The sequence below is a fragment of the Kaistella pullorum genome (genome assembly GCF_014837035.1).
GTDB lineage: Bacteria > Bacteroidota > Bacteroidia > Flavobacteriales > Weeksellaceae > Kaistella > Kaistella rhinocerotis.
In genome coordinates this window covers 360771-386500 of sequence record NZ_JACSPS010000002.1, presented here as the reverse complement: position 1 = coordinate 386500, position 25730 = coordinate 360771, and the positions used below count along the sequence as shown (strand labels likewise).

The 25730-nt window shown below is 42.8% G+C and carries 27 protein-coding genes; 13 read left to right on the top strand and 14 right to left on the bottom strand.

The genetic code is table 11. The annotated features are described in order from the left end of the window. Positions 1 to 138: 138 nt before the first annotated feature. Positions 139 to 453: a DUF4286 family protein gene (locus H9628_RS06215; RefSeq protein ID WP_251833254.1), complete on the top strand. Its 315-nt coding sequence runs from the start codon at positions 139 to 141 to the stop codon at positions 451 to 453. A gap of 11 nt (positions 454 to 464) precedes the next feature. Here H9628_RS06215 and H9628_RS06210 read toward each other — a convergent pair whose 3' ends face one another. Both H9628_RS06210 and H9628_RS06205 read right to left on the bottom strand, forming a co-directional pair. After that, positions 465 to 1499: an acyl-CoA reductase gene (locus H9628_RS06210; RefSeq protein ID WP_251833253.1), complete on the bottom strand. Its 1035-nt coding sequence runs from the start codon at positions 1497 to 1499 to the stop codon at positions 465 to 467. A 51-nt stretch (positions 1500 to 1550) separates the two neighbouring features. Then, entirely contained in the window at positions 1551 to 2042 is a 492-nt protein-coding gene (locus H9628_RS06205; protein ID WP_251833252.1) for a CinA family protein, read from the bottom strand. Between the two features lie 92 nt (positions 2043 to 2134). On the opposite strand from H9628_RS06205, the gene H9628_RS06200 reads away from it, so the two are divergent. The 9 genes from H9628_RS06200 (at position 2135) to H9628_RS06160 (ending at position 9890) form a co-directional block, all read left to right on the top strand. Beyond that, a complete protein-coding gene (locus H9628_RS06200; protein ID WP_251833251.1) occupies positions 2135 to 3652 on the top strand; it encodes an FAD-dependent oxidoreductase in 1518 nt (505 codons plus the stop codon). Positions 3653 to 3674: 22 nt separating this feature from the next. Further along, entirely contained in the window at positions 3675 to 3872 is a 198-nt protein-coding gene (locus tag H9628_RS06195; RefSeq protein WP_251833250.1) for a hypothetical protein, read from the top strand. A 125-nt stretch (positions 3873 to 3997) separates the two neighbouring features. Continuing rightward, positions 3998 to 5401 (top strand): exodeoxyribonuclease VII large subunit, encoded by a 1404-nt coding sequence (gene xseA, locus H9628_RS06190; RefSeq protein ID WP_251833249.1) that lies wholly within the window; start codon positions 3998 to 4000, stop codon positions 5399 to 5401. Beyond that, the gene (gene xseB / locus H9628_RS06185; protein ID WP_251833248.1) at positions 5385 to 5579 is read left to right on the top strand and encodes an exodeoxyribonuclease VII small subunit; all 195 of its coding nucleotides are present in this window, start codon (positions 5385 to 5387) and stop codon (positions 5577 to 5579) included. Before xseA ends, xseB begins: the two co-directional genes overlap by 17 nt. A gap of 126 nt (positions 5580 to 5705) precedes the next feature. Continuing rightward, the gene (locus H9628_RS06180) at positions 5706 to 6056 is read left to right on the top strand and encodes a 4Fe-4S binding protein (RefSeq protein ID WP_251833247.1); all 351 of its coding nucleotides are present in this window, start codon (positions 5706 to 5708) and stop codon (positions 6054 to 6056) included. 74 nt (positions 6057 to 6130) lie between these two features. Continuing rightward, entirely contained in the window at positions 6131 to 7186 is a 1056-nt protein-coding gene (gene serC / locus H9628_RS06175; RefSeq protein ID WP_251833246.1) for a 3-phosphoserine/phosphohydroxythreonine transaminase, read from the top strand. Positions 7187 to 7210: 24 nt separating this feature from the next. Next, the gene (locus tag H9628_RS06170) at positions 7211 to 8170 is read left to right on the top strand and encodes a D-2-hydroxyacid dehydrogenase (RefSeq protein WP_251833719.1); all 960 of its coding nucleotides are present in this window, start codon (positions 7211 to 7213) and stop codon (positions 8168 to 8170) included. 7 nt (positions 8171 to 8177) lie between these two features. Continuing rightward, positions 8178 to 9422 carry a DUF1015 domain-containing protein gene (locus H9628_RS06165; RefSeq protein WP_251833245.1) on the top strand — a complete coding sequence of 415 codons (1245 nt, stop codon included), beginning with the start codon at positions 8178 to 8180 and terminating at the stop codon, positions 9420 to 9422. 114 nt (positions 9423 to 9536) lie between these two features. Further along, a complete protein-coding gene (locus H9628_RS06160) occupies positions 9537 to 9890 on the top strand; it encodes a diacylglycerol kinase family protein (protein WP_251833244.1) in 354 nt (117 codons plus the stop codon). 65 nt (positions 9891 to 9955) lie between these two features. Here the strand turns inward: H9628_RS06160 and H9628_RS06155 are convergent, their stop codons facing one another. The 5 genes from H9628_RS06155 to H9628_RS06135 all read right to left on the bottom strand — a co-directional run bounded on the left by H9628_RS06155 (position 9956) and on the right by H9628_RS06135 (position 17168). Then, the gene (locus tag H9628_RS06155; protein WP_251833243.1) at positions 9956 to 11899 is read right to left on the bottom strand and encodes a S9 family peptidase; all 1944 of its coding nucleotides are present in this window, start codon (positions 11897 to 11899) and stop codon (positions 9956 to 9958) included. 90 nt (positions 11900 to 11989) lie between these two features. Continuing rightward, complete coding sequence (locus H9628_RS06150; protein ID WP_251833242.1) at positions 11990 to 12568, bottom strand: hypothetical protein; 579 nt, start codon at positions 12566 to 12568, stop codon at positions 11990 to 11992. 1 nt (position 12569) lies between these two features. After that, positions 12570 to 13961 (bottom strand): dihydrolipoyl dehydrogenase, encoded by a 1392-nt coding sequence (gene lpdA, locus H9628_RS06145; protein WP_251833241.1) that lies wholly within the window; start codon positions 13959 to 13961, stop codon positions 12570 to 12572. 62 nt (positions 13962 to 14023) lie between these two features. Beyond that, a complete protein-coding gene (locus H9628_RS06140) occupies positions 14024 to 14650 on the bottom strand; it encodes a DUF305 domain-containing protein (protein ID WP_251833240.1) in 627 nt (208 codons plus the stop codon). 88 nt (positions 14651 to 14738) lie between these two features. Next, on the bottom strand, positions 14739 to 17168 hold the full coding sequence (locus tag H9628_RS06135) for an alpha-ketoacid dehydrogenase subunit alpha/beta (RefSeq protein ID WP_251833239.1): 2430 nt from the start codon (positions 17166 to 17168) through the stop codon (positions 14739 to 14741). Between the two features lie 102 nt (positions 17169 to 17270). Here H9628_RS06135 and H9628_RS11930 point away from each other — a divergent pair, with 102 nt between their 5' ends. Beyond that, complete coding sequence (locus tag H9628_RS11930; protein WP_262891789.1) at positions 17271 to 17393, top strand: hypothetical protein; 123 nt, start codon at positions 17271 to 17273, stop codon at positions 17391 to 17393. A 4-nt stretch (positions 17394 to 17397) separates the two neighbouring features. Here H9628_RS11930 and H9628_RS06130 read toward each other — a convergent pair whose 3' ends face one another. After that, positions 17398 to 17766, bottom strand: coding sequence for a hypothetical protein (locus tag H9628_RS06130; RefSeq protein WP_251833238.1), 369 nt, complete (start codon positions 17764 to 17766; stop codon positions 17398 to 17400). A gap of 399 nt (positions 17767 to 18165) precedes the next feature. Between H9628_RS06130 and H9628_RS06125 the strand changes: the two genes are divergently transcribed. Continuing rightward, complete coding sequence (locus tag H9628_RS06125; RefSeq protein WP_251833237.1) at positions 18166 to 19539, top strand: AraC family transcriptional regulator; 1374 nt, start codon at positions 18166 to 18168, stop codon at positions 19537 to 19539. A 133-nt stretch (positions 19540 to 19672) separates the two neighbouring features. Here the strand turns inward: H9628_RS06125 and H9628_RS06120 are convergent, their stop codons facing one another. The 3 genes from H9628_RS06120 to amaB all read right to left on the bottom strand — a co-directional run bounded on the left by H9628_RS06120 (position 19673) and on the right by amaB (position 22974). Beyond that, positions 19673 to 19918 carry a putative signal transducing protein gene (locus tag H9628_RS06120; protein ID WP_251833236.1) on the bottom strand — a complete coding sequence of 82 codons (246 nt, stop codon included), beginning with the start codon at positions 19916 to 19918 and terminating at the stop codon, positions 19673 to 19675. Between the two features lie 101 nt (positions 19919 to 20019). Next, positions 20020 to 21354 carry an L-lysine 6-transaminase gene (lat, locus tag H9628_RS06115; protein WP_251833235.1) on the bottom strand — a complete coding sequence of 445 codons (1335 nt, stop codon included), beginning with the start codon at positions 21352 to 21354 and terminating at the stop codon, positions 20020 to 20022. Positions 21355 to 21390: 36 nt separating this feature from the next. Next, entirely contained in the window at positions 21391 to 22974 is a 1584-nt protein-coding gene (gene amaB / locus H9628_RS06110; protein ID WP_251833234.1) for an L-piperidine-6-carboxylate dehydrogenase, read from the bottom strand. Positions 22975 to 23081: 107 nt separating this feature from the next. Here amaB and H9628_RS06105 point away from each other — a divergent pair, with 107 nt between their 5' ends. After that, positions 23082 to 23243, top strand: a complete 162-nt coding sequence (locus H9628_RS06105) for a hypothetical protein (protein WP_251833233.1) — start codon at positions 23082 to 23084, stop codon at positions 23241 to 23243. A 1-nt stretch (position 23244) separates the two neighbouring features. Here H9628_RS06105 and H9628_RS06100 read toward each other — a convergent pair whose 3' ends face one another. From H9628_RS06100 to H9628_RS06085, 3 genes are all read right to left on the bottom strand, one after another. Beyond that, positions 23245 to 23802, bottom strand: coding sequence for a GNAT family N-acetyltransferase (locus H9628_RS06100; protein ID WP_251833232.1), 558 nt, complete (start codon positions 23800 to 23802; stop codon positions 23245 to 23247). 51 nt (positions 23803 to 23853) lie between these two features. Then, positions 23854 to 24897 carry a bifunctional transcriptional activator/DNA repair enzyme AdaA gene (locus H9628_RS11945; RefSeq protein WP_317172614.1) on the bottom strand — a complete coding sequence of 348 codons (1044 nt, stop codon included), beginning with the start codon at positions 24895 to 24897 and terminating at the stop codon, positions 23854 to 23856. A 153-nt stretch (positions 24898 to 25050) separates the two neighbouring features. Continuing rightward, positions 25051 to 25650: a DUF2911 domain-containing protein gene (locus tag H9628_RS06085; RefSeq protein WP_251833231.1), complete on the bottom strand. Its 600-nt coding sequence runs from the start codon at positions 25648 to 25650 to the stop codon at positions 25051 to 25053. Between the last annotated feature and the right edge of the window lie 80 nt (positions 25651 to 25730).

Here is a 25730-nt window from a genome sequence, read left to right as displayed (position 1 = left end):
TAATATAATAACAGCCAGACCTTTATGGTGGCCATCTGCCGCTCTATTTACTTTAAAATTTAGAACGTGCTAATTTACGAAAAAATTACCGATTTTTGCGCCTATAATTAAGCACAAAACTTACAAAAAAGCATAGCGATGAGCATTCTTAGTGTGACCTTTCATTCCCCTCTGGACCAGCTGGAAGCCTGGCAGGAGTATACGCAAAACGTACTGCCCGAAATGATCGGCAATCTGATGGACGTGGAAAAATATATGCTGTCTGACGTGGAAAGCGAAATGATCAACGAAGGTCACAATACGAACCTCCTGCTGATATTCGACAGTGCAGAAAAGCGCAAAGACTTCGTCGAAATCGAACTGCTGAATATTTCAGAACTGATAGAACAAAAGTTTGGTGACAGCATCATGATTTTCACCACCTATTTGAATCCGCAGATTAATAAACTTTAAAATTCCGGAAACTAAATCACCTCGAGGAAGCGCATCGTGTCCACGTGATCTGCATACGTAGAGAGCGACGGATGCTGGGTTTCACCAAAATTGATCGATGCAAGACCAAGTTCGGGTTTTGCAACAACGGTTTGGATGTTTTCTGAATTTTCTGCCAGGAATTTTTCGACTTCCGCAATGTCGTCATAACGTGAAACATTAATTACAGAAAGCGGTGAGAACAGATTTTCGTCCTCTTTCAGCATTACAAAATTGTTGTCCCAGAATTTTTCCTGATTAAGCAGGTAAATAGCGCGGTTATACTCATAGTTGTTCGCGTATTTGTTGTGATTAATGACATCTTTAAAGCTGATAAAACTCTCAAATAGCCGGTCAATCAGGAAATCTGCGGGCAAAAAGAGGCGCGTCACGTTTCTGCAGCCCAACCCGAAATAGCGGAAAATATCTTCTGCAAGTAGTTTTAGTTCGGTCTCGCTCTCATCGCCGCGCAATACTGCGACGGAAGTCCTGTTTTTACGGATGATGCTCAACTGATCTTTGAAGTAATATTCCAGATAGCGTGCGGTATTATTGCTTCCGGTGGCAATTACGGCATCAAAACCCGCAAGACGTTCAGCAACTTCAAATATGATATTCCCGCCCGAAAATTCATCCCATTTATTTAGTAAAAACGGGAGCAGGCGAATGTCTTTGGATGAAAATTTAATCATTGGGATGTGACCGCTCAGGATAACCGAAACCACATCATGAAAGCCAACCATCGGGATGTTTCCGGCCAAAATCAGCCCTACTTTCTTCGGATTATTGGTAACCCGGTATTGTTTGAGCCAGTTTTCAAGATTCTCAGTCGTGAGCTGTTCTGCCCATTCTTGAAGTGCATATCGCTGGTTTTCGATCGTAAACCAGGGATTTTCGATTTCTGAACGCTTCAGCGTCGCGTAGAAAAGCCCGTCGTCGTCAGAATATTCGTGTTCTTCTTTCGTAAGGAAAGCTTTAATATAATCACTTAGTTTAGAAAGTCCCTCGACCTGCGCCTTTTGGTTCATTGCGTAATTTTGCATCGGTGCAAAAATACAAAATCCTTTCTGCTTCTATTGTTATTTGCCGAGCAAGTTGATGAGTTCGAGCAGGATCTTGTCTGCATAGATCTGTTGGTTCGCGGCGAGCCCTAAGTTTTCCTTGCCATAGATTTTTTTTGAAAGAACGGTTTTCCCGTGCAGGGTTACCGCGATGTACGCAAATGACCGTTCTATCCCATCCTCGGGAACCGGCTGCGCATATCCCGTAATAGCTACGCCCATTTCAGCGTTGAATTTTTTAGCGATTTCAAACGCCATCTTTTCGGCAATTTCATTAGAAACCGAATTGCACTGCTCTGCAAATACCGGATTTATGTATAAATGTTTTGCTTTCTGCCCCGAATTATAGACGGTCATCCCGCCCTGGAAAATGGTCATGGCATCTTCGGCAAGGGAGAAAATATTCTGCAAAAGTCCGGCGGTACAGCTTTCCGCAAATGCAATGGTCAGTTTATTTTTAATAAGTAATTCAGCTACTTGGGCAAGGTTTTTGTTAGTTTCAGTTTTCATAAGTGATAGTCTGTAGATGCGCTGTAGAAACGCCATTGACGGTACTTCGTCACTATTTTTAATAAAAAATAAACTAACAAAAATAATTCCAAATGAACAGGGACGGCAACAACCAAAGTATTTGGGAAAATGAGATTTTTCCACATGAAACATTTAAAGCTACCACCGACAAATTTGATACGGTAATTGTAGGTGCAGGAATCACCGGCATTTCGTTGGGCCTCGAACTTCAAAACCGCGGTCACCGATGTCTGATTCTGGAACAGGGCAATATCGGTTTCGGCACTACAGGCGGCACCACAGCTCATATCAACAATTTTTTTGATGAATCATATGACCGTTTAATCAGCAAATTTGGCGAAGACAAAGCCCAGACAATTGCTGATAACGCGATGAAAGTTTCGACGATGGTTCGCAACAATGTTCAGGATTACAATATAGACTGCGATTTCGCCGAATGCAAATTTTACCTGTTCAGTGCCGAAAAGAAACAGGATAAGCAGCTTGAAAAAATTCTTGATGCGCATCAGCAACTCGATGTTCCTACACGCGAGGTAGATAAAATTCCTTTTGACATCAGTTTCAGGAAAGCTATTGAAATAGACGGCCAGGCACAGTTTCACCCGCTCAAATATATCAACGCATTAGCAAAAGTCTTTGAGGAAAAAGGTGGCGTTATCTTGACCGGAACGCAAGTTACCGAAGACGACCACAGCGGTGAAAACATTACGCTGAAGACCCAAAATGGCGGAACTTTCACATGCAAGAATCTTGTTTGGGCTACACACATTCCACCTGGAATCAACAGATTCAGCATGCTGAATGCACCTTACCGAAGTTATGCTTTAGCAGCCCGTTTAGGCTACACGCCCGAACAAATGGCGCAGTCGGCGGATCTTTACGATCCTTATCACTATTTCCGCTATCACCGGTCGGGGAATGAAAACTACCTGATAATCGGTGGTTTCGATCATAAAACCGGTCATGAAGACGACACGCATAAACCATTTGAAGACCTTATTCAGTATGCAAAGGAGAATTTCAGATTTGAGGAAATTGTTTCAAAGTGGTCCGCGCAGTTTTATGCACCGTCTGACGGGTTGCCGTACATCGGTAAGATGCCGGGAGAGCAAAACGTGTACATCGCTACCGGGTACAACGGAAACGGAATGACCTGGAGTACTTTAGCAGCAGAAATCCTGGCCGATACAATTGATGGAATCGAAAGTGAACTTGGAGAAATAGTAGCGCCGTCCCGAATTGAGATCATGGCCAGCGCGCAGGAATTCGTGAAAGAAAACACGGACGCAGTTTTTCATCTGATTGCAGATCAGTTTACCGCAGATAAAAAAACCGAACTCGAGGAACTGAAAGCCGGTGAAGCGAAAGTGATAGAACACGAGTCGCAAAAAGTGGCGGCCTACAGAAATAAATCCGGAGAACTCGAACTTGTATCCGCTATTTGTCCGCACATGGGTTGCGTGGTGAATTTCAACACTGCAGAAACCACCTGGGACTGCCCTTGCCACGGTTCACGTTTTGACACGCAGGGAAACCTGCTTACGGGACCTTCATTAACAGGATTAAAACGACTTGACAATGCAAAATAATGACCAACAAACCCCACGCGGCATGTCCACAGTCATCCCGGGGAAAACCACAACCGTGACGCACAATCTTGGCAGTATAGATGTAATTGTTGCACTTTACAATGTCGCCACCTGTAACGAACTGAACGCTGGTGTTACCATTCTGGACGAAAACTCATTAATGATTACAACCGCCAGTGGTACGCCGGAACAGATTCGAGTGGTGATCATGGCGCTATAAGTATTTAAAAATAACAACACCTTTTAGGCCGCGGAAATTTCCGGGGCTTTTTTAGGATGATTAGATTCAAAACCACTATCAGCACTCAAAATAACGTACATTTATTACTTGAAAAACCGTTTTTAATGGCTCCCGACAAGACCGTCAAAATATTTCGACTCTCGCAGGTAACTGCGAGCATCCAGGCTACGATACAGAAAAGGTACAGCAGCCATTTTTGGGTGACGGCGGAGATCAACAGGCTTAATCATTACAGCCATTCGGGACATTGCTACCCTGAGCTTGTGGAAAAAGTAAACGGAAAGATTCTGGCTGAGATCCGTTCTGTGCTTTGGAAAGATGATTTTGTACGAATCAACCAACAGTTTATTACGCAGCTTCAAACTCCGCTGAAGGATGGCATCAAAGTCTTGATGCTGGTAAAGGTTGCTTTCAATCCCATCTCCGGAATTCAACTTCAGATAAAGGATATCGATCCTGTTTTCACTCTCGGTGATCTGGAACGCGAGAAAAATGAGTCGGTTGCGAAGCTTAAATCTGAAAAAATTTTTGATTTAAATAAATCCAGACCGCTGCCTTTACTTCCGAAGCGGATCGCCATCATTTCGGCTCAAACAAGCAAAGGTTACAGTGACTTCATTAAAATCCTTGATACCAATCCACACCGTTTTACTTTTTTCCACATGCTCTTTCCGGCGTATCTGCAGGGCGACAGATCTGTTGATTCGATTGTTTCAGTGCTGCAAAAGCTGGAGAAGGTTAAAGACCATTTTGATGTGGTAGCCATCATTCGCGGGGGCGGCGGCGATGTGGGATTGTCTACATTTAATAATTTTGAACTCGCAAAAGCAATTGCCACATTCCCTTTACCTGTCATCACTGGCATCGGACATGCGACAAACGATACGGTTTCCGAGATGGTTTCCTATTATAATGCCATTACGCCAACCCAATCTGCAGGATTTTTAATAAAAAGATTTGAAGAATTCTCCGTTCCGGTTGAAGAAGCCGTCAAAAAAATCCAGCGCGAGGCAGAACTGAAGCTGTCCCGGAACAAGGAATTGATTCGCCAGTCTGTGGGAGCACTACAATCTAAAACCAAAACGGCTGTGCGACGCAATAGCGAATCGCTGATGTCTGAGCAGAAACAGATCGCGCAGGCTACACGCTTTCACATTAGATCCGCTTATGAACGCCTCCAAAGCTTTCAAGAGAGAACTTCAGCAGCGTTCAGTCAGAGAATTTCAGCTACAGCGGGTAATCTTTCGAAAATTTCCGAAGTCTTAAAGTCAAAATCATTAGTTACCCTAAATGAGCAAATCATCAAACTAAACACGACCGAAAACCAGCTGCGCGCGCTTGATCCCGAAAACGTCCTACAGCGCGGTTACAGTATTACCAAACACAACGGTTCGGCTGTTTCATCATTAAAAAATGTGATGAGCGGCGATACCATCGAGAGCATTTTACTTGATGGAACCATAAAAAGTAAAGTAACAGAGAAAATTACAGATGGAAGAAAACATTAATTATACAGAGGCGTTCCGCCAACTCCAGGAGATTGTAGCGGAAATCGAATCCGGTGAAATTTCTGTGGACGAATTAGCCATAAAAGTGAAAAAAGCCACAGAACTGATTAAAATTTGCCGAAAAAAATTATATAGTACTGAAGAAGATGTAAATAAAATTCTGGAAGACCTCGAATGATTGTGGATACCATAATCCACAAAACTTCCTGAAAGCGCCGATAATATTGCATACATGGCAGCGCAACGCTTTAAGGTGCACGGAATTATTTGTAACTTTGCGCAAATTTAAAATAACGACATAGCAATGGCTATCAAAATAACAGACGAATGTATTAATTGTGGAGCTTGCGAACCGGAGTGCCCCAATAATGCAATATATGAAGGAGCGGTAGACTGGAAGGCTTCAGAAGGAACCGCGCTGAAAGGCCGCGTGGTGATGAAATCTGGTCTTACGGTAGATGCTGACGAGCCACAGGAGCCTGTGAGTGATGATATCTACTTCATCGTAACAGATAAGTGTACCGAGTGTATCGGCTTTCACGAAGAGCCGCAATGCGCGGCGGTCTGCCCGGTAGACTGTTGTGTTCCGGATGAAGACCATGTAGAATCTGAGGAGAGCCTGCTGATGAAAAAAGCTTTTTTACATGGCGAATAAATAAGACGCTCACATTATTGTGGGCGCTTTTTTTTCACAATTAATTTAGTCAATTTAACATTAAGAATAAACTCATGAGTAATGTTCACAATTTTAGCGCCGGTCCGTGTATCCTGCCGCAGGAAGTTTTCGAAAAATCTGCCCAAGCCATCCTGAATTTTAATGATATCGGTCTTTCGATACTTGAAATTTCGCACCGCAGCAAAGATTTTGTCGCAGTGATGGATGAAGCGCGTGCCATCGTGAAAAGACTCATGAAACTTGGTGATGATTATGAAGTGCTGTACCTCGGCGGAGGCGCGAGTTTACAGTTCTTAATGGTTCCTTTTAATCTTTTAAAGACCAAAGCTGCCTATCTGGATACCGGAACCTGGGCTGCAGGCGCGATAAAAGAAGCAAAGATGGTGGGAGAAATAGATATCATCGCTTCTTCAAAGGCTGATAATTACGCTTACATTCCGAAAGATTATGAGGTGCGAAGTGAATATGATTATTTCCACTGTACATCAAACAACACGATCTACGGAACCCAGATGAAATCTTTCCCGAAAGTGGATACGCTGATGGTTTGTGACATGAGTTCTGATATCTTCTCGCGGGATATTGATTTTTCGCAATTTGATCTGATCTACGCTGGCGCTCAAAAAAACATGGGTCCTGCAGGCGTTACACTGGTCGTGGTGAAGAAAAGCATTTTGGGCAAGACCGACCGCGTGATTCCGTCTTATCTGAACTATCAGCAACATATCGATAAAGAATCAATGCTGAACACGCCGCCGGTATTTCCGGTTTACGCGTCACTACTCACTTTGCAGCATCTCGAGAAAAACGGCGGAATAGCCGCTGCCGAACAGCGGAATATCTCTAAGGCCCATTTGCTTTATGACGAGATTGACCGCAATCCAAATTTCGAAACCTTTTGCCGCGCTGAAGACCGCTCGCTGATGAATATTTCATTCAAACTTACCGATGAATCCAAAAAAGATGCTTTCGATGCAGCCTGGAAAGCGGCTGGAATCAGTGGATTGAACGGTCACCGCAGTCTTGGCGGCTACCGCGCGAGTATGTATAACGCGATGCCGATCGAAAGTGTGCAGGTGCTTGTGGACGTGATGAGCAGTTTAAAATAAATCCAAAAGCAAATAGACAGTATGATGAAAGTTTTAGCCAACGACGGAATTTCAAAATCCGGTGCTGATGCCCTTGCAAAAGCGGGCATAGAATTGCTGGACGCAAAAGTTTCACAGGAACATCTAACGGCTTATATCAACGAAAACAATATCAACGTACTGCTTGTGCGCAGTGCCACAAAGGTCAGCCGCGAACTTATTGATGGCTGCCCGGGTCTGCAGATCATCGGCCGTGGCGGCGTCGGGATGGATAATATTGATGTAGAATACGCGATTGATAAAGGAATTTACATCATCAATACGCCAAAAGCTTCTTCGCGGTCTGTGGCCGAAATGGTTTTTGCTCACTTTTTCTCACTTGCCCGATTCCTGCATGAATCGAACCGCCTGATGCCTCTTGAGGGTGAAACGCACTTCAGTGCGATGAAAAAATCTTTTTCGAAAGCAATAGAACTCGAGGGTAAAACCTTGGGCGTGATCGGATTCGGCGGTATCGGACAGGAAGTCGTGAAAATGGGCATTTCACTAGGAATGAAGATCAAGGTCTTCACACGAAATATTAAAACTGAAACTTTATCCCTGAATTTCTATGACGGTCAGAGCGTCAGCTTCCAGATTACCACAGGCAACGACTGGGATGAATTCTTAAGCGATACCGATTTCATCAGCATCAACACGCCTAAATCTGACGGCTATATCCTCGATACACCACAGTTTATGAAGATGAAAGATGGTGTATTCATCGTAAATACAGCGCGAGGCGGCGTATTAAATGAAGTGGCACTTATCGATTTTATCGACAACGGCAAAATCGCCGGCGCCGCATTAGATGTTTTCGAAAGTGAACCCACACCTGAACTTCCGTTGCTGATGAACCCTAACCTTTCGCTTTCACCGCACCTTGGCGGCAACACAGTAGACGCACAGGAAAAAATAGGTGCCGAACTTGCCGCGCAAATCATAGAATTAAAACACAAACTTTAAATAATTTATGCCAACTTTTAAGCCTTTCCGGGGAGTTCGTCCCAGCGAAGATTATGTAGACGTATTCCCAACTCACCCACTCGATAACTTTTCACAGGACGAAATCAACAAAAAAGCACAACTTGAGAGTTCTTATATCCAGATGATCAAGCCTTACGTGGTGAGCAAATCTAAAGATCTCGACAGGAATCTGCGAAAAATCCGAACCAATTTTGAAGAACTTTTAGACGATAAAACCCTTGTTCAGGACCCTTCAGCCTACTATTTGTACGAACAGGTTCTGCCAAATAAAATGGTGCACCGCGGTCTGCTTGGCCTGGTGAGTGTGGATGATTTCCGAAGCGGAAAGATTAAAAAACACGAGTCCACGATCACACATAAAAAGGAAAAACTGGCTTATTATCTCGAGAAAGTGAACATACAGGCCGAACCCGTTCTGCTCACTTATATGGCGAATCCTAAGGTGGAAATGCTGCTGAACCATGAGGAAAAAAATGTTCCGATCCTGAATTATCTGGATGACAGCAAGGTTCGACACAAAGTTTGGCGGATTGATAACCGCCTGAAAATGCAGCAGTTTAAGGAGGTTTTAGAGCAAATTGATTCATTCTACATCGCTGATGGCCACCACCGGATTGGTTCAACTGCGCTGAATGCCGAAAACATGCGTGAAAAGAATAAAAAACATACGGGCGCGGAGCATTATAACTATGTCTTCAGCTTTCTGGTTTCAAACCAAAGCATTAAAATTCACGATTACAACCGGATTCTTCAGGATCTGAACGGGCTTTCAGAAGAAGAGTTCCTGCACAGGATCAGCGAGAACTTTTTGATTCACGAGAAAGGCGAAACGCCATATTATCCGTCTCAGAAATTCCATATCTCAATGTATCTGGGTGGAAAATTCTATTCGCTGCACGTAAAGCATGACCTGAGAAAAAAGCAAAGCGAGTTGAATGACCTTGACCACTTTTTGCTTGAAGAATTTATCTTAAAGGATATTTTAGGAATTGAGGATGCCAAAACCACCGATAAAATCACCTATGTGAAAGGTAATTCATCGGTTGACGGCATTCATTTACTTAAAGAAAAAGTAGATTCCGGCGATTTCAAGGTAGGTTTCGGGATTTATCCGGTAAGTTTCAATGACCTGCGGAAAGTATCGGACAAAAATATCAAGATGCCGCCAAAATGCACGTATATAGAGCCAAAACTCGTAACGGCACTGGTAATGTATGACATGAAGCAATAAATTTTTATTTAAAAACGGTACTTTTGAATTGAAATCTATATTTTTTTTAAATGACGATTAATTTCATAAAAATACCATGGCGCAACTGATCTATATGATCGACAAAAACCGGTAATGAGAAAACCGCCATTTTACAAAAGTGTGCTGAATTCCCTGCGGGGATTGGTTTGGATGCTGAAAAATGAACGCAATTTTCAGCTGGAACTTTTAGCTTTAATAATCAATATCATTTTAATATTAATTTTACAAGTTACCGCTGCAGAAGCAGCACTCATTATAATGCTGTGTGCCACCGTGTTATGCGCAGAGATTTTAAATACAGCCATTGAAAAAATCTGCGACATCGTTAAACCTGATTACGATGTGCGAATCGGTATTATCAAAGATATTTCAGCCGGCGCAGTTCTGTTGTTGGCCATGGGTGCAGTTGTGGTTGGAATTTTAATCTATCCTAAATATGTTTTGTGAGAAATAAAACATTTACATAAAAACAAAAGCCATTTCAAGTCATGAAATGGCTTTTATAGTTTTTATTATTTCAGAAGATATTCTTCCATAAAGCGGATCACCGCAAGTCGCTGAAAATCTATATTTTCCTTTTTCCGGAAGCCGTGGCCTTCATTTTTCGCTTCGAGATACCAAACGGTATTTCCCTGTGTTTTCAGTTTGTCACGCATTTGTGTAGCCTCTGTCACCGGAACGCGCGGGTCGTTTGTACCCTGAATAATAAACATCGGTTTCCTGATTTTGTCTGTATTGTGAAGCGGTGCAATCTTGGTAAAGAATGCGCTCATTTCCGGGTCGCGCTCGTCGCCATATTCTACACGGCGCAGGTCACGGCGGTATTCCTCCGTGTTTTTCAGGAAAGTATTGAAATCTGAAATCCCCACGATGTCAACCGAGCAACGGATCTTGTCAGCATACTCATAAGCGGTTGCCAACGTCATGAATCCACCATAACTGCCACCCATGATCATGATCCGGTCTTTGTCGAGTTCGGGTTGTTTTGCGATCCAATCCAGCAAAGCTCCAATGTCTTTTACAGAGTTCATCCGGTTAAAACCGTTGTCGCTTGCGATGAAAGTCTTGCCGAAACCTGAGGAACCGCGGACATTCGGATAGATCAGTGCCACGCCCATCTCGTTGGTGTAATAATTTCCCGAACCTAAAGATGACGCCATCGACTGACCTTCAGGACCGCCATGAATATTGATCAGCACAGGACGTTTGCCCGTAAATTTTTTCGAAACCGGATAGTAGAAACCCGTAATTTTCATCTGATCGAAACTTTTCCATTCGATGAGTTTCGGTTCAGACATGTCAGATTTCAGCATTCCGCCCTGCTCGCTGTCTGTCCAGCGTTCGGTTTTCCCGGAGGCCAGATCGAGTTTATAAATATCTGCGGAAGAATCGTAGGTTGACTGCGACATGAACAGCGACTTTCCGTCCTTGGTAAATTCAAAATTATTGATCAGTCCGCTCGGCAACGTTTTTACTTCGTTGTACTTTTTTGAATCCGCATCCATTAAATACAGCTTGTTGAGGCCGCTTTCATTGGTTTCGAAAGCAATTTTCGATTTGTCTTTTGAAAGTTCGTAGTCCGAAACTTCCCACGGAATTGCGGACGTGAAGTAACTGATCTTTCTTGTCTTAACATTAAGCGTAGCTAAACGGTCAAATTCGTTATCGCGATCAGTAACGTACCAGATTTCGTCTGCATTTTTGCTGAATTTTGCGCTGCCCTGAACCACCTTTTTTTCATTTCTGTCGGTGATGCTTTCAAGCTTGCCTGTCACGGTATCAAACAGATAAAGGTAAGAGTCATTGGCCGAAACGTATTCACCGATCAGCAGTTTTTTACCGTCATCCGAAATATCATTGATTCCCCAGCCGCCGCCTTTCAGTTCGAGAACGAGTTTTGCTTCCGAAGGCTTCAGCGGATTCATGAAATAGATATCGCGATCACCGCCGTTCCTTTTTGTTGACGAAAAATAAAATCCTGAACCGTCCTTTTTCCACATGACGCCACCGTTCTGCGATCTGCGGCCATCCGTGAGCATCGTAGATTCCATCGTTTTGAGGTCGAGCCGGAAAAGCTGCCCGAATTCATTTCCGCCAATATCTTTGGAATAAATCAGATATTCGCCTTTTGTAGGTTCATAGGTCGCGAAGTTCACAGGTTCATCAAAAAAAGTAAGTTGTTTTCTCGCGCCCATCGGCCGTGAAAGTCTGTGCAGCTGATTGGTGGATGCAAAACGCGTCACCATAATAATTTCACTTCCGTTCGGATGAATCGCACTGAAATTTGCACTGCGGCTTTCGGAATATTTTTTAATCTTTTCGCTCAAACTTTTGGGAATAGGTGCGATATTTTCGGCAATCAGATTCTCATTAGGCAAAATAAGGTCGATTTTTTCCTGGGCAAAAAACAAGGTTCCGGAAAAAATCAGCGCCGGAACGAGAAGGCTGTATTTCATAATTATAATTTTTATGAAGATATGAATTTTTACGAATGAAAAAACCACTGCAGAAACAGTGGTTTAGAATTATCTTTTTCAGAATAATTTTTATTTCTGATCATATAATTTCAGAATATTTACAAGATCTTCACGTGTTTTCATTGTATCAACCAGCGTCAAAAGATCCGGATAATCAGCGAATCTCTCTTTCAGTTTTTTCCCGGAAGCGTTGAAAAGACCGCTCTTTATTAACTCTTTATTATCTTCAACCAAATACTCCGTAGAGCTATAATTACCGTACAAATTGGTAAAATAGTAATCTATAAAGTAGCTCATTCGGCCTTTGTGAAGCGATTTTACAAGACCCAAATCCAAATGGTCAGGCGCTGCCACAAAAACATGTTTTAAATCTTCTGTGTCTGTAAATTCGATATAGGCAACATCGTTTTCTTTTAGATTAAACTTCTTGCCGAAGTCGTCAATCATGTAAAGTTTCTTTATGACTGTAGCCGGTGAATATGTGGAAAGCTTAAACGCACCCATATTCTGAATGTGACTTTGCACGGTATCATTAGATTTTTTCAAAACATATCTGGCCGGAAACTGATGATCCTTAAACTGATGTGTTTTTTGTGCGGCGCCTAAAATTGAAAACAAAATTCCGAAAAATACTGCGATCCTTTTCATTTTATATATGTATTACTTCACCATACGCCGCGGCAGCTGCCTCCATAATCGCTTCCGAAACCGTTGGATGCGGGTGAATTGATTTAATGATTTCATGTCCGGTAGTCTCGAGTTTACGTGCAACTACAGCTTCAGCGATCATATCTGTAACGCCTTCGCCGATCATGTGGCATCCAAGCCATTCGCCGTATTTCGCATCGAAAATCACTTTCACAAAACCGTCTGTATTGCCGTTTGCAGTTGCTTTTCCACTTGCAGAAAGTGGGAACTTCCCTACTTTCACTTCGTAGCCTTTTTCTTTTGCCTGCTTCTCCGTAAGACCTACCGATGCAACCTCAGGATGACAGTAAGTACAACCCGGAATGTTTCCGTAATCAATTTTTTCTACGTGAAGACCTTTGATTTTTTCAACACACGTGATACCTTCAGCAGACGCAACGTGCGCCAGTGCCTGCGTTGGCAGGATATCGCCAATCGCATAATAGCCGGGTACAGAAGTCTCGTACCATTCGTTCACCAATACGCGGCCTTTTTCAACCTGAATTCCGATTTCTTCAAATCCCTGACCTTCTACATTGGCAGCAATACCAACTGCTGAAAGCAGGATATCAGCTTCAAGTGTTACGTTTCCGTTCGCGGTTTTCACATTTGCTTTTACACCGGCTCCGCTGGTATCCACAGACTCCACGGAAGCGTTTGTCATGATGTCAATTCCAGATTTCTTAAGCGACTTCTCAAGGTGTTTAGATACTTCTTCATCCTCTACCGGAACGATATTTGGCATGAATTCTACAACAGTCACCTTAGTTCCCATTGAATTATAGAAATCTGCAAACTCAACCCCGATAGCACCGGAACCGACAACAATCATCGACTTTGGAAGCTCAGGAAGTGCTAATGCCTGGCGGTAACCGATTACTTTTTTACCATCCTGCGGCAAGTTCGGCAGTTCACGCGAGCGCGCACCTGTTGCAATGATAATATGTTCAGCACTGTATTCGGTGGCTTTTCCGTCTTTGTCTGTCACAGAAACTTTCTTGCCTTTCTGAACTTTGGCCGTACCCATGATGACATCGATTTTATTCTTCTTCATCAGAAATGAAATCCCGCCGCTCATCTTCGTGGCAACGCCACGGCTGCGCTGAACGACTTTGGTAAAGTCGAATCCCGGATTTTCAATTTTATTAAGACCGTAATCTTCGGTATGCTTCAGATAATTAAAAACATGCGCAGATTTCAGCAATGCTTTGGTTGGGATACAGCCCCAGTTGAGACAGATTCCGCCCAGATTTTCTTTTTCGATGATGGCAGTTTTGAAACCCAGCTGCGAAGCTCTGATAGCGGCAACATATCCGCCGGGACCACTTCCGATGACAATAATATCGTAGTTCATGTGTTAAAAAAATTTAGTGCGAATTTACGAAAAATTCGCGTCTAAGCGGTGCCGTGGGTGCGTTAGTTTTTATTCAGCCAATCTTTTAACTGAGTAATTTCAGCGTTTTGCGTTTTCACGATATCTTCTGAAAGTTGCAGCAGTTCCTTTTCTTTGCCATATTTTAGATAAACTTTAGCCATATCCACCGCACTCTTATGATGCGGAATCATCTGCTGTGCATAATCTTTATCGATGTCATTGTGAACCGGTATATTTTTATCCATCATACTGGACATCGACTGATTGAGTGCCTGCACGAATTCTTTACTGTCAGCTGACGCATCTTTTCGGTCCTCATACTTTTTCATCAGGTGGATTTCTTTATTTTGGGTTTCGATCACTTTTCTTGCAAAGGACTTCAGCTCCTCATCCTTACCTTTTTCGAGCAGCAGTTCGGACATGTCTACCGCGCCTTCATGATGTTCCTTCATCATCCGCGAAAAATCTGCGTCATTGTTCCCGGTAATTGCATTGCTGTGCATCTCTTCCATCATGTCTTCCATCTCCGCAATCATTTTATTCTGCTGCACGGGCCTGTTTTCTGTCATGGCGGTATGTTCGGCTACCGCAGTATTGGTTGGGTCTTCTTTCTTACTGCACGACACTGCTAAGGCAGCAACTAACAGCGAAACGACAAGTTTATTCATAATTTTAATATTTAAAAAAAACCATGCAACCTCTCTGCCAGAAAAAAAGCAAACCGAAGTTTGCTTTTTATTTTAAGTTTTCTGAAAATTAAATCTGCGGAAATTTCGCGGGATCGCTTTCATTGAATACCGCATAGACCTTCTCCACGATGTCGTCCACACTCGGTTTGCTGAAGTAATCGCCGTCACTAGCATACGCCGGACGGTGGTTTTCGGCACTGATCGTGAGTGGATCTGAATCCAGATAACGGAAAGCTTTCTGCTTTTCAAGGATTTGCTGAAGGATGAAAGCGGATGTTCCACCTTCCACATCTTCATCGATTACGACAAGACGGTTGGTTTTCTTCACGCTTTCAGCAATTTCGTGAGTCAAATCGAATGGGATAAGTGACTGTACATCGATCACTTCCGCCGAAATCCCAATTTTCTCAAGCTCCGTAGCGGCTTCCATTACCAGTCTCCAGGTAGAACCGTAAGTTACTAACGTGACGTCTCTGCCCTCTTTCGTAATTTCGATTTTTCCAACCGGAACGGTGAATTCGCCGAGGTTTTCAGGCTGTTTTTCTTTAAGACGGTAACCATTGAGACATTCCACAATAAGCGCGGGTTCGTCACTTTGCAGCATCGTATTATAGAATCCGGCAGCCTTTGTAAGGTTCCGCGGAACCAGGATCAGAATTCCTTTTGACAGATTGATGATTCCGGCCATCGGTGAACCTGAATGCCATACGCCCTCGAGTCGGTGTCCGCGCGTGCGGATAATAACAGGTGCTTTTTGTCCGCCTTTCGTTCTGTACTGAACGGTTGCCAGATCATCGCTCATGCCTTGCAGGCAGTAAAGAATATAATCTAAATACTGAATTTCGGCAATTGGTCTAAGGCCTCGCATCGCCATACCGATACCCTGACCGAGGATGGTTGCCTCGCGGATCCCCGTATCAGCGATACGAACGTCACCATATTTTTCCTGCAATCCTTCAAGTCCCTGGTTTACGTCACCGATATTTCCGGCGTCTTCACCAAAAACTAAGGTTTCAGGATATTTTTCAAAGATTTTATCAAAATTATTCCGAACAACTACACGTCCGTCCACAGTCTCCGAATTATCGCTGTAAACTGCCGGAACTTCCTGTACATTGGTAGTTTTCAGCATCGATTGCGAGTAGAGATGTGAGGAGTAATTGTCCTTTTCTACAGCATAGATCTCATCAAGTTTGGCTGCAAGTGCCTGTCTGTCTGCTGAATCGTTATCACGGGTCAGTAGAAGCGTTTTTCTCGCCAGATGGAAGATATCTTTCTTGGCTACGGCAATTATTTTACTGAATTTTTCAATTTCCGATGATACCTCCGGATTCGCTTCCTTTAATTTTTCTGCAAGCGGTAGGATTGTGTTTGTAAGGTCGCTAATGGGCTTCTGGTAATTTTCCCAAGCTTTTTTCTGCCCTTCTTTTACGAACCTTTTCGCCTCATTATCAATTGCATCGAGCTCTTCTGCAGTGGCAAGGCTTTCGTCTTTTCCTTCGATTTCGATCGCATAGTCTAAGATCCACTCGCGGAACTTCGCCAGGCCATCAAATTCACCTTCCCACTTTAATCTTTCTTCATTTTTATAACGCTCATGTGAACCCGAAGTTGAATGCCCCTGCGGCTGCGTAACTTCTATCACATGCACGACTACCGGAACACTTTCGGTTCTTGCAAAATGTTCTGCACGTGCATAAGCATCGAGCAATGCAGGATAATCCCAGGCTTTTACCTGAATGATCTCACAACCTTGGTTCTCGCCTTCTTTTCTTTGAAAACCCGACAGCATTTCAGCGATGTCGGCTTTTGCACGCTGATTTTGTGTCGGGACAGAAATTCCGTATCCGTCGTCCCAGATCGATACAATCATTGGCACCTGCAGCGCACACGCGGCATTTAGAGATTCCCAAAAATGTCCTTCCGCAGTGGATGCGTCACCTATAGTACCGAATGCGACTTCATTTCCGCCGTTAGAAAATTTTTCAGAACCTTCAAATTTTACACTCTTATATATATTGGAAGCCAATGCAAGCCCAAGCAAACGCGGCATCTGTCCGGCAGTTGGGGAAATATCAGAAGAAATGTTTTTCTGCTGCATCAGGTTTTTCCAGGAACCGTCTTCATTAAGACTTCTTGTCGCATAATGCCCATTCATCTGGCGGCCGGCCGAAGCCGGCTCCCGGTCTACGCTCGTGTCAGCATAAAGCTGAGCAAAGAAACTTTCGACGCTTACAGCGTTGATCGCCATCGCAAAAGTCTGGTCACGGTAATAACCTGAGCGGAAATCTCCGTTTCGGAAAACTTTAGCCATTGCCAATTGCGGCAACTCTTTACCGTCACCGAATATTCCAAATTTTGCTTTTCCGGTAAGTACTTCACGGCGGCCCAGATAAGACATTTCGCGGGATATTCTGCCGAGTCTGTAATCTTCAATCACCGAGTTTCTGAAATCACGGAAGGAGACTTCCTGTGTTTCTATATAAGGGGCTTCCATATGAATCTTCGTTTTTACAAATATAAATAAATGATATGGTTTGCCACAGCCCAATTCCCAATTTTACGGAAATAATAATTTAACAAGGTAAAAATTATCATTATGGAATATTTATTTTTGCAGCCACAAAACGCCCGTGGCGTACAGGTTGGTATAAAAAAGATTCTTCCGCAACAAGCGCGGAAGAACCAAACACAAATGATGAAAAAAAAATATATAGATTAGGGGGTTACTTTTTTGGAGGGATTACAATTTCTCCATCGACTTCTAAGTTTGAAGTACCGGCTGGATCTGTATTTGTTCCCTGTACGTTGTGGCTGTCGTCTAATTTACTTGTAGAATCCTGTACTCTTTTTAAAGTAGCGGCTTCTGTTGGTGATAATGCTTCGTCTGGCTGTCTGCAAGACTCTAATGTATAGGTAGTGAAAACTACGGCTGCGATAAGTGCAAATTTTTTCATGCGTTTTATTTTTGACAAATGTAGGACAGCCACCAGATGCACCGCAAGTTTTGTAACCGTTAGTTTATAAAAAATAACAAGTAATTCATAAAATTGATGGCGGATTTTAAAAAAAATAGCAGTATTATTGTAAAACAAATGATGAAAAATGATTTATCTACCTGCTAATCATTTTATTACGGTTCTATGCTGCTGAAACATATATTCTTCTTATTCATTTTAATCTCTGTTTGTTTTACGCGAAATATTAGTGCTCAAACATCTAATATTTCAAAACTGAGCAACGAAGAAATAGAAAAACTCATCGATTCTTATCACACAAATCCCAAAAAGACTTGGGATCTTATACAATTTTACATAGCAAAATCAAAAAAGGAATCAAATCCGGAAGCATTGTTTTATGCTTATAGATATGCCAGTGTAAAGAGTGACTATCCGAAAAATATTTTATATGCTGATAGTGCATTAGCTGTTGGTGAAAGGTCAAAGAGAAAAAAAATATTACTAGACGGTTATCTTAATCGCGGTAATATAAATATGAGCGAGGAGTTTTACCAAAAAGCGCTGAATGATATTTTAATTGCAAATAGATTATCCCAGGAGTCCGGAGATGAATATATTTACAATAAAACAATATATTATATAGCACAAAATAAAATTTATTTAGGTCAGTATGAAGAAGCAAAGACTGAACTGAAAATTTGTTATAATTATTTTAAAGCAAACCTTGATGCAGAAGCTTCTTTAGGAAAAAATTATCAGGCTCATTATATCTTTTCATTACTTAGTTTAATTGATTCAAATACCCGATTAGGTGAATTTAATGAAAATAAAGTTTTACTTAATGAGGCTTTCACCTATCTGCGGGCTCATAACTTAGCTCAATATTTACCCTATTTTATTTCTTCTCAGGGAACAGACGCTTACTACAAGAAAGATTACGAAACCGCCATCTCAAAACTTTCCGAAGCCATCCGGCTCTACAACGACCAATGGCCGCATAACACCGAAGTCTATTACCTCGGTCTTTCGTACTGGCACACGGGAAAGCAGAAATTGGCAATAAAATACCTCGAGGAAATCGATAAACATTATACCAAAACTAAAAAACTGGATCCGCAGTTCCGTTCGGCCTATGAAATTTTAATTACCTACTATAAAGCCGCCGGAAATACTGAAAAGCAGCTCGAATACATTGACAAGCTGATGGTACTCGACCGTTCCTACGAGAAAAATTATAAGTATCTGTACCAAAGAATCGTGAAGGAATATGATACCAACAAACTGGTGGCAGAAAAAAACCGGATCGAGAACACCCTGCAGAAACAGCGGATCATGTTCGCGGGACTTGTCGCACTGCTCATCGCTGGTTTTGTGTTTTTTGGCTTCAGGATTTATAATGAAAAGCAGAATTACAAGAAACGCTTCGAAGAGATCTTGGCTCAGCGGGATGATCACCCCGCCGAAGTGAGCGCACCGGTGATTGAAGACGGAAAATTCGAAGACCACCAGAAACTGGATTATGATTTTTACAACAAAATTCCGGGGCTCAACCCAATTTTTGTAGAAAACATCCTGCAACAACTTGAAATTTTTGAGAAGGAAAACAAATTCCTCGATTCCCAGGTTTCGCAAAAGCTGCTGAGTGAGGAGCTTGGAACCAATTCCACTTACTTTTCAAAAATCATAAATACCTACAAAGGCAAAAATTTCACGCTTTACATCAACGATCTGCGACTCGATTATATCATTGAGCACCTGAAAACCGACGTGAAATACCTGAATATGGATGTGAAAGAACTGGCGTCAATTGCCGGATTCTCCAGTGCGGAAAACTTTTCGGATAATTTCCGCCGCAAGTTCGACCTGAAACCCTCTGTATTCATCAAGATGATGAAGGAAAAATTGTAGAGATACTTTAATCCAAATATTTTGCTCTGCAATTAATTAACTCCAAAAACACATTTCCCTGTAAAAAAACCGGAACTCAAATAGTTGAGTTCCGGTTTCTGTAAAACGTAAAATTTAAATTATGAATCTATAATTAGGGGTTAGTATTCATTTTAATGTCTGAATTTTTCAAAAATTCATCGATGATTTCAAAAGCTTTCTGCTCATCCTTCAGGTTTACCATAAGACGGATCGTGTTGGCAGTGGGCGTCGTAGTGAAAGACATATATTTATCATTTACAAATACGGGGATTTCCTGATTTTCCAACTTTGACCTCATTAATTGGATTTCCCACGCATTTTCGCTTTCAAAAACCGATACCCTTGTCTCTCTTTCCATACACTGCTCTCTTTTGAATTCTAAAATTACAATTTAAATCTTGAAATAAATGTTAAAGTAATATTAAATTAGAAAAAATTTAAAATTTCTTAAATCATAATTTAAATTTTCTCAATATTTGCTGCTATTTTATCCAATGCAATCTGAATTTCATTTGTTGTTACATTCAGGTGTGGACGGAAGCGCACAGAGCGGTCGCCGCAAGCCAACAGAATCAACCCGTCATCGTAAAGAATCTCTCTAAGGCGGTCACGCATCATCCCGGTTGGCAAATCGATGGCGCACATGAGCCCGCGCCCACGCGCGTTCGTGAAAGTCTGCGGATAGTCTGCCGCTAATTTTTGAAGGCCTTCCAGCAAATATTCACCAACAATTCTGGCGTTCTCTACAAGGTTTTCTTTCTCAATCACTTCCAAAGTCAGCTGGAAACGAAGCATGTCCACAAAATTTCCGCCGAATGTAGAGTTGATTCTCGAACTTTCACGGAAAACGTTTTGCGGTATTTCGTTGAACTTTTCCTTATTAGCCAACACACCACAGACCTGCGTCTTTTTACCAAACGAAATAATGTCAGGTTTAGCCGTGAAATGTTCGAACGCCCACATTTTACCGGTGATTCCGATTCCGGTCTGCACTTCATCAAAGATGAGCAATACTTCATTTTCGTCGCAGATTTCACGCAAGCCGGTGAAAAACTCGTCGCGGAAATGGTGGTCACCACCTTCGGCCTGGATAGGTTCAATAATGATGCACGCTACCTGATTTGGGTTACTGATGATTGCTTCCTGAATATGCAGCAGCGCAAGCTGTTCGTTTTTAATGGTTTCTTCCAAATTCTCCTCGGTAACCGGAAAAGTGAGATGCGGATTCGTGATCCTTGGCCAGTCGAATTTCGGGAAATACTGATGTTTACGCGGATCCGACGTGTTTGTTAGGCTTAATGTATAGCCACTTCGCCCGTGAAAAGCTTGCTTGAAATGGATGCAGATTCCGGCTTCCAGATCGAGACCTTTCTCAAAATTCTTGCGCGTCTTCCAGTCAAAACACGCTTTCATCGCATTTTCTACCGCTAAGGCCCCGCCTTCGATAAAAAAGGTGTACTGCAATTCTTTAGGAATGGCAACGCGCGAGAACACTTCCATAAAATCTGCAAATTCCTGGGAATACACATCTGCAAGCGTGGGTTTGTTCACGGCAAGTTTGCCGAGCCACGCAGATCTTTCCATTAAATAAGGATGGTTGTAACCGATGGAAGCCGAGCCAAACATTGAAAACATATCCAGGAAATCCCGGCCGCTCAGGCTGTCGTGAATCCAGCTGCCCTTAGATTTTTCGAAATCCATTACAAAATCAAAACCGTCTGCAAGCATATGTTTGCCAAGTGTTTCTTTTACTTTATTGGTAGTTTGAGGTGAAGAAGCGAGTACGTCGTTCATAGCTGAAAATTGAATTAGTTAGATGATATAAAAGGATTAAACAGCGTCAGTTTCGTTCTTCGCTTCACCGCTTAAGTCGAATTTGATTCCCTGGGCTAAAGGCAGGCTGGCTGTATAATTTATGGTATTGGTCTGGCGTCTCATGTAATATTTCCATACATCGGAACCCGATTCCCGGCCACCGCCGGTCTCTTTTTCACCACCGAATGCACCGCCGATTTCAGCGCCTGAAGTCCCGATATTTACATTGGCAATACCGCAGTCTGATCCGGCTTGGGATAAAAACAGTTCAGCTTCGCGAAGGTTTTGCGTCATGATAGCCGAACTCAATCCTTGCGGAACATCATTCTGAAGTGCGATCGCCTCTTCGAGCGTTTTGTATTTAATTAAATACAGGATCGGAGCAAATGTTTCGTGCTGCACAATCCCGTACGAGTTTTCAACTTCTGCGATGCAGGGTTTCACATAACATCCGGATTCATAGCCGTCACCTTCCAGCACGCCGCCTTCTACGATGAAATTTCCGCCTTCTTGCCGGCATTTTTCAATTGAATCAAGGTATTGCTTCACCGCATCTTTGTCGATAAGCGGACCTACATGATTGTTTTCGTCGAGTGGATTCCCGATCTTCAACTGGCCGTAAGCCTGTACCAGGCGGTTTTTCATTTCGTCATACACAGAAGTATGGATGATGAGCCTTCTTGTCGAAGTACATCTCTGCCCTGCAGTGCCTACTGCGCCGAAGACAGCGCCAATAATCGACATATCCAGATCGGCATTTTCGGTAATGATGATTGCGTTGTTTCCGCCAAGTTCTAAAATTGATTTGCCGAATCTTTCCGCCACATTTTTTCCGACAGTACGACCAACTTTCGTAGATCCGGTGAAGGAAATAAGAGCTACATTCTTATCACTAACAAGCATTTCACCGATTTTATGGTCGCCCACAATCATCGTAGAAATGCCCTCAGGCATATTGTTCTCATTTAATACTTCATTGATGATATTTTGGCAGGCGATGGCGCAAAGCGGGGTTTTTTCTGAAGGTTTCCAGATGGTGACATTTCCACAAATCCACGAAAGCGCCGTATTCCAGGACCAAACAGCCACCGGGAAATTAAACGCCGAGATAATACCGACAATTCCGAGCGGATGATACTGCTCGTACATGCGGTGGCCGGGACGTTCGGAATGCATGGTGTAACCGTGAAGCTGCCGCGAAAGTCCTACCGCAAAATCACAGATATCGATCATTTCCTGCACTTCACCCAGACCTTCCTGCAAGGACTTCCCCATTTCATAGGAAACGAGTTTTCCCAAATCATCCTTGTACTCACGGAGTTTCAAACCGAACTGACGAACCAGCTCCCCTCTTTTCGGGGCCGGAACCATGCGGAATTCCTTGAAAGCAGATTTTGCTTTCTCAATTACGGTTTGATAATCCTCAGGATTGGCGGTTTTAACTTTAGAAATCAGTTTTCCGTCAGTTGGCGAAAAACTTTCGAGCATGTCGCCCGTGGCAAAAAAAGCTCCGCCAGCAGAGACACCATTATTTTCATTTGAGATTCCTAAATTTTTCAGCATTTGCGGAATACCGTAATCCGTGGTTTGTTCGGTCATGTTTAATTTTATTTTAAAGATGCCCTAATTTACAAATTTTTGCCAAACGGGAAAATTTAAATGAACCTTAAAAATATCATTTTATCTTTGCCGCAGAAAATTTAAAAATGGAGAATCAGCAACAAAACGGCGACACCAATTCGAAAATGAAAATATGGCTAAAACGCGTCGGGATTGGCGGCCTGATCTTTTTCACGCTGAAAGGCATCGCCTGGCTTTTCATCTTTTATTACGGTGCTGAATTTTTGCAGCAGTGTTCCGCCAAATAATTCAATGCAGATTGGGCTTGGTGAGCCAGTCTTCTTTAGAAATCCAGTATTCTACATTTTTACGGTCGGGTTCGCCGTGGTAGGCCACCACTATTTCGCCCTTCAGCTCTGCACCAAGTCTTTCCATGGCCGTTCGCGAACGCCAGTTTTCTGCTCCGACGTGGAATTTAACCAATCGCACATATTTAAATATATAATCGAGCATCAGTTTCTTGACCTTCGGATTGATTTTGGAGCCCCAAAATTTTGTGCCGTAAAAGGTATATCCGATGAATATTGAATTTTCCGCTTCATCAAAATCATAAAACCGTGTACTTCCGGCCACTTCCCCACTGGTTTTATCGAAAATTAAAAATGCACCGCCGGAAAGTATCGCACCTTCAAAGAAGTTTTTGAAGACCTCGCGTTCGTAGCGGTTTTTATTGGGATGCATTTCCCAGACTTTCGGGTCAGAAGCTACTTCGTACAACATTTCAAAATCAATTTCCTGAAGCGGAACAAGTTTTACCTCCTCATTTTCAAGTGTTGGCTGCAGAAAGTTTTCCATACCTTTTTTCATTAAAGATAATGATTTTGAGAAAGGCTTTTGGCCAGAATTAAGCAGTTTGCCTTAGAAAAGCATGGCTTGCTCGAGCTCAAGCAATTTCTGCTTGCGCCAGATGCCACCGCCATAGCCGGTGAGCGTACCATTGGTCCCAATCACGCGGTGGCATGGGATGATGATTGAAATTTTGTTCAGGCCGTTTGCATTCGCCACGGCACGCACCGCTTTCGGATTGCCTAAAATATTCGCCTGCTGTTGGTAGCTTCTGGTGGTCCCGTACGGAATTCCGCGAAGTACTTCCCATACTTTCTTCTGGAATTCAGTACCCACAAGGGAAAGCGGCACGGTGAAAATCTGTCTTTTGCCTGCGAAATATTCGCCAAGTTCCTGTTCTAAAATTTTAAAATGTGGATTTTCACCCTGAATGATATTCGCATTAAAATGCTTCGAAATCTCCTTTAATTCTGTGGGCAGCGCTTTTCTGTCGGAAAACTCGAGCATGCAGATTCCGTTGTCGTCAGCGCACGCGATCATGGTTCCAAGCGGCGTTTCGATTCTTTTCAAATCGACAACCTTCTCACTTTTTGAATTTTTCGGCGACACGCCAAAGATGTTTTTAAAACTGTCATTAAAACCGCTCAAACTTTCATAACCACTGTCAAAAGCCGCTGCGGTCACATTCTCGCCCGAATTCAGTTTTTTAAAAGCCGAATTCAGCTTAAACATCCGCTGAAAGGCGTGAAAAGTGATTCCGTGATGTTTCAAAAACCAGCGGCGAACCGTGGCGGGCTCCAGACCTCTTACCACCAGATCATAATCTTTAAGTTTCAAGGACGGATCAGCCGCCAGTTCATTTAGTAAACTTTGAATTCCGACCGGGGTCTCGTCGGGATTTTCTAGAGGTTTACAGACTTTGCATGGCCGGTAACCTTTCAGGATGGCCTCTTTGGTCGTATTGAAAAATTCCACATTTTCAAACTTCGGTTTGCGCGCGGTGCACGTTGGCCGGCAGAAGATTCCGGTGGTTTTCACGCCCATCCAAAAAACGCCTTCAAACTCGGGGTTTTTGGCGAACGAGGCCTGATACATTATTTCGTTTGAAATTTCCATCACGTAAATTTAAAGCAAATTTAAGCGCGCGGAAAAATCTTTACAACCGAAAACTGAACAGGTATTTTTTTAAGATTAAATAAAAAAATGTCCCAAAAATTCGGACCATTCAAATTGAAATGTAGTTTGGTAAACTAGGGGAATATATTCCGTTTATTTCTTAGCTGCCGCATCACGTTCAATCTGGCGGATTTCTTTCAGCTTTTCAACCACTTTTGCCACGGCATCAGGATTTGCTGCTTTTACAGGAACCGTTACCTTGGTCTGGTCCCATTTCACCACCATATCTACAGAATTATCGTCCACGGGATTGAGCTCGATACCGAACCACTCCTGCTTTTCCGCGAGTTTCTGTACAGGCACGGTAATTTCGGTGACATTCAGTTTTTCGTCATAGGCGTAAGCGCCCCACTGCTGCGCATCTTTGTTCAGGATGACTTTCCACTCCTTTTCTGTCGGAATCACGAACAAACCGTAAGTTCCGGCCGGCACCGTTTTTCCGCCGAAGTTGACAGGCTGTGCAAAGGTAATTTTAGTAGAACTGTTGGCACCCGCTCTCCACACCTTATTATAGGGTACCAGGTCGCCAAAAATCTTTCTGCCTTTTACACCCGGCCGGCCATAATCTACTGAAATCTTGGTGGTAGAAAACTGCTGTTCTACTGACTGTCGCGGGCTGGCTGCCGGCAGATTGTGCTGCGCGAACGCAAACAGCGAGGATGAGATGAAAGCTGCAATCAATAGTTTTTTCATGGGATATTTTTTTTTAAAGATAAAAATTTTCAGGCAGACACAAGTAAATTTTTTTTGCATGCGCTTTAGTTTGAATTTTA